A 411-nucleotide genomic window follows, 5' to 3' on the forward strand; every position below is an offset into this window, starting at 1 on the left:
AAGGCAGCCCGGGCGGCTTCGCGGCCGCCTACCGGGTGCTGAGCGCGTTCGAGGACAGCGGCCGGGTCCGCCGGGGCTACTTCGTGGAGGGCCTGGGCGCCGCCCAGTTCGCCGCCGACGACGCGGTCGACCGGCTGCGCGCGCTCCAGAACGCCGCCGAACGGCGCGAGACGCACGACGCGCCGACCGCGGTGGTGCTCGCCGCCGCCGACCCGGCCAACCCCTACGGCGCGGCGCTGCCCTGGCCCGACCGCCCCGGCGAGGCCCAGGGCGGCCACCGCCCGGGCCGCAAGGCGGGCGCCCTGGTGATCCTGCTCGACGGCGAACCCGTGCTCTACGTCGAGCGCGGCGGGCGCACGCTGCTGTCCTGGACCGAGGATCCCGGCCGGGTGGGCCCGGCGGCCGAGGCCC

The 411-nt window shown here is 79.6% G+C and carries 1 pseudogene; it reads left to right on the forward strand.

The features are described 5' to 3' along the window. A pseudogene (locus GT354_RS24900) lies at positions 1-411 on the forward strand (DEAD/DEAH box helicase); the annotation flags it as partial.

This window comes from Streptomyces sp. SID3343, from assembly GCF_009865215.1.
In the GTDB taxonomy this organism is placed as follows: Bacteria; Actinomycetota; Actinomycetes; order Streptomycetales; family Streptomycetaceae; genus Embleya.